This window comes from Streptomyces sp. NPDC055254, assembly GCF_053606025.1.
Genome location: NZ_JBSGQV010000100.1, coordinates 1 through 1,466 on the forward strand (window position 1 = coordinate 1; position 1,466 = coordinate 1,466).

Sequence of the window (1,466 nt, forward strand, 5' to 3'; positions counted from 1 at the left end):
GGGGGGGTGCCCCTATGGGTTTGGTCAAGCTGATGGGGCGGGTTGGGGTTCGTAGAAGGTGCCGTCTCGGAGCATGGCGAAGAGGACGTCGGCTCGTCGTCTGGCGAGGCAGAGCAGGGCTTGGGTGTGGTGCTTGCCCTGGCTGATCTTCTTGTCGTAGTAGGCCCTGGAGGTGGGGTCGGCCAGGGCGGCGAACGCGGAGAGGAAGAAAGCCCGTTTGAGCTGCTTGTTTCCGCGTCGGGAGGGTTGCTCGCCCCGAATCGACGAACCGGAACTGCGGGTCGTCGGGGCGAGGCCGGCATAGGCGGCAAGGTGGGCGGCGGACGGGAACGAACTGCCGTCGCCGACGTCGATGAGGATGCGGGCTCCGGTCCTGACGCCGATCCCCGGCATGGACGTCAGGACCTTCGAAAGAGGGTGGTCCTCCAGCAGCTCCTCGATTCGGGCGGCGAGGAGTTTTCGCTGGTCAAGCAATGCCTGGAGCGAACCGGCGAGGCTGGGAACGATCAATGCGGCCGCGTCGGTGCCCGGGACGACGACGGTCTGTTCGTCCAGAGCCGTGAAGATGTCCTCGACGAGGCGCTCGGCCATCCGCGGCGCCTTCGGGCGTATCAGCGTCACGAGCCGGCGGCGTCCTGCCTTGTGGATCTGGGCCGGGGAACCGAATTGGTCGAGGAGCTTGAGCACGGCCGGGTGCTGAACTCGTGGGCCCAGGACCCGTTCCAGCGACGGGTGAATCTGCGTGAGCAAGCCCCGCAGGCGGTTGCTGATCCGCGTCGCTTCGCCGGCCAGGTCGTCGTCGAAGCCGACGATCATCTCGAGCTCGGCGATTGTCTCGTCTTGGAGATCGACCGAGCGGAGCGTGTGAGGCATGACGCGGGCCGCGTCCGCGATGACGAACGCGTCGCGGGCATCGGTCTTGGCCTCGCCCGGATAGAGATCGGCGATCCGCCGCATCGTCAGCCCCGGCAGATAGGCCACTGGGCAGCCCATGTCCCGGGCCACCGCCAGTGGCAGAGCGCCGATGGAGGCCGGCTGGTCCACGACCACCAGCACGGTTCCGTGCTTGGCCTGCAGTTTCCCGAAGACCTCGCGGAGCTTGGGCTCGCTGTTGGGCAGCCGTTTGTCGAAGGTCTTTTTCCCGGCCGGCGTGACGGCGGTGGCGTGGTGTTCGCCCTTGCCGACGTCCAGGCCGAGGAAAGCACCGATGCCGCTGATGTCGATCACGTGCGTCCTTCGGTCGTCCCCATCGCCCGGCCGTCCCACGGCACCGATCGCCACATCCACATTACGAAGAGCCTCCCGACCTGCGAGAAGGCCGGTGGTCATGCCCCTAATCAGCGGTCTGTCGATGCCTCCGGAGCCGGTGACACCACCCCCCAAGACATGCGATCGACAGGGGGAGAAAGTCATGCCAACTCCGGAGGCCGGGCGCCCCATTGCGAGGCAACCAAAACGGTAATGGG

1 protein-coding gene is annotated in these 1,466 nt (G+C 66.8%); it reads right to left on the minus strand.

Translation table 11 applies throughout. The features are described from left to right. Positions 1–24: 24 nt before the first annotated feature. Positions 25–1,227: an IS110 family transposase gene (locus tag ACWFQ8_RS33535; RefSeq protein WP_453790041.1), complete on the minus strand. Its 1,203-nt coding sequence runs from the start codon at positions 1,225–1,227 to the stop codon at positions 25–27. Positions 1,228–1,466: the final 239 nt, after the last annotated feature.